The organism is Streptomyces prasinopilosus, assembly GCF_001419695.1.
Lineage (GTDB): Bacteria > Actinomycetota > Actinomycetes > Streptomycetales > Streptomycetaceae > Streptomyces > Streptomyces prasinopilosus.
Genome location: NZ_LIRG01000889.1, coordinates 1 through 2,339 on the forward strand (window position 1 = coordinate 1; position 2,339 = coordinate 2,339).

Consider the following 2,339-nt stretch of genomic DNA (forward strand, 5'->3'; position numbering starts at 1 on the left):
AACAGGAACGGGGGCAGGCCGGGACCGGGCGGGGAGACCGGCCGGCCGCCGAGCACCACGTGCGCGGGCGGTCCGTCCGGCACGTGCGGCGGGAGCGCGCCCGCGTAGAGGAACGCGTGGTCGGGGTAGCCCCTGTCGAGGATCTCCTCGCGGTTGCGGCAGACGCGTTCGCGCACGGTGTCCCAGTCGTCCTCGAACAGCCGCTGCAGCCAGACGGGGCTGTTGCGCAGGGCCGGGGGCGGCACGGCGCGGAGGTGTAAGTACGTACTCATCGACCACAGGAGCGCGAGCGGCACCGGATCCGTCACCCCGGCGCCGGCCGGCCCGCCGACCCCGGAGCCGGGCACCCGCCGCGGCGGCCGCTCCTGTGCCCGCGCCCGTCCGGGTGACAGAACCGCGGGGCGGAGCGCTCTCTGGGGTGTGACCACTGTGACGAACGCAAACCCTGGGACCACTGTGACGACTGCGACGACTGAGACCGCGACGACCGCGACGACCCGGCAGGGGACCCGGCCCCCGGCCGCGGCCAGGCCCGTGCGGTGGGCGGCGGACACCGTGACGGCGATGCGCGAAGGGGCGCGGCTGCGCCTGGACTACTCGGCGCGCAGTCTGTGGAGCGTCGACCGGGCCATCGAGGACATCCGCCGGGAGGGGGCCCCGTACGCCGCCGTGGAGGCGGTGCTGCGCGGGTTCGGCGCCTACGCCGGCGAGGTGATCGTGCGCCGGACCGGCGGCGAGTGGTGGGCCTCCGGCGGCGAGCACTGGGTCCGCACTCCCGACGGCCGCCTCTGGGACCCGGTGGAGGAGGCCCGTCGCTGCTACACCGCGGAGGGGTCCCTGCGCCTGCTGTGCCGGGACGCCTCGGGCGGGGACGGCTGAGGCGGCGGGCGCCGTCCGGACCCCGTCGAACGGCCCCCGCCGGCGGCCGCGGAGCACCTGACGGACTGTGACACTTTCGTGGCGCCGGACGCTGATGACCTTGGGGCCGTGGGCACGACCCGACGTGGCGGGCCGGACGGCCGCGGCACGGACCGGTACGGACGAGGACAGTTCTTGGGCAAGGGAGGGCACCCCCGCCGCGCGCAGGCGCGCGACGGGGAACTGGGCGCGGCCGTCGCGCGGGCCCAGGACGGCGACGAGGCCGCCTTCGCCGTGGCCTACCGCCTCGTGCAGCCCCGGCTCCTCGGTTACGTGCGCGGACTGGTCGGCGACGACGCGGAGGACGTGACCGCGGACGCCTGGCTGGAGATCGCCCGCGACCTCGGCCGCTTCAGGGGCGACGGAGCCGGTTTCCGGGGCTGGACGGCGACCGTCGCCCGGCACCGGGCACTGGACCACCTGCGCCGGCAACGGGCGCGGCCGCGGCCCTCGGCGCTGGAACAGGACGTGCTGGACCTCCCCGGTCCGCAGAGCACGGACGACCAGGCGCTGGAGGCCATCTCCACCGGGCGCGCCCTGGAACTGGTCGCCGGGCTGCCCCGGGACCAGGCCGAGGCCGTCCTGCTGCGGGTGGTCGTCGGCCTCGACGGCCCCGCCGCCGCCCGCGTTCTCGGCAAGCGGCCGGGCGCGGTGCGGACGGCCGCGTACCGGGGGCTGAAACGCCTGGCCAGGGGACTGGGCGGCGAAAGTGTGACGGATGAGGCCTCCCGGACGCTGGGTGAGTCGAAGTGACCGGTGACCGGGACGGCGCGTGACGGCGGGCGGCGCCACCCCCTGACGCACGGCCGGTCCGGCGGCCTGAACAGGCCGGACGCGCGGAACGTATGCCCCGGCGGGACGAGGTCGCCGGCCGGACGCACGGGCCGGGTGGACCGAACGGATGGAACGGCTCGAGCGGGGACGGATACGGACATGGGTGAACGGCGGGACGACGGCGGGACGCCCGGCCGTCGGCGTGCGCACCCCGAGGCCGCGTCCCGAGGTCCCCACGCGGACCGGCAGGACCGCCCCGGAGCCGGTGCCGTTGCCGCCTCCGCCGCCGGACGTGCCTCCGGGCCCGCCCCCGGACCCGCCTCGGTCCGGCGTTCCGCCGGTGACACCGTGGGACCCGCCGGCCTCACCGTCGCCGGCGTCGAGGCCCTGCTGGCCGGAGCGCTGATCGAGGAGGGTGTCGACGCCGGGGCCGAACAGCGGGCCGTGGCCGCGTTCCGGGAGGCGCGGGAGGAGGGCGCGCAGCGCGCCCGCACCCGGCGCCGCGACGACTGGCGGCCCCGGGAACCGCGCCCCGGCCGCTTCCCGCTGCGGCTCACCCTCTCCGTCCTGGTCGCCGGTCTCGGCCTGGGCGGGGTCGCCGTCGCGGGGATGGGCGCGGCCGGAACGGCGACGGCGACCCCGCCCAG

At 77.6% G+C, this 2,339-nt stretch carries 2 protein-coding genes and 2 pseudogenes; 3 read left to right on the forward strand and 1 reads right to left on the reverse strand.

The features are described 5' to 3' along the window. Window positions 1-272, reverse strand: a pseudogene (locus tag AOK18_RS34885) (DUF1877 domain-containing protein); the annotation flags it as partial. 262 nt (window positions 273-534) lie between these two features. Here AOK18_RS34885 and AOK18_RS28065 point away from each other — a divergent pair. The 3 genes and pseudogenes from AOK18_RS28065 to AOK18_RS33150 all read left to right on the forward strand — a co-directional run. Beyond that, window positions 535-879, forward strand: coding sequence for a hypothetical protein (locus AOK18_RS28065; protein WP_055574182.1), 345 nt, complete (start codon window positions 535-537; stop codon window positions 877-879). A 174-nt stretch (window positions 880-1,053) separates the two neighbouring features. Next, window positions 1,054-1,671 (forward strand): RNA polymerase sigma factor, encoded by a 618-nt coding sequence (locus AOK18_RS28070; protein WP_055696144.1) that lies wholly within the window; start codon window positions 1,054-1,056, stop codon window positions 1,669-1,671. A gap of 369 nt (window positions 1,672-2,040) precedes the next feature. Further along, window positions 2,041-2,339: pseudogene (locus AOK18_RS33150) on the forward strand (hypothetical protein); the annotation flags it as partial.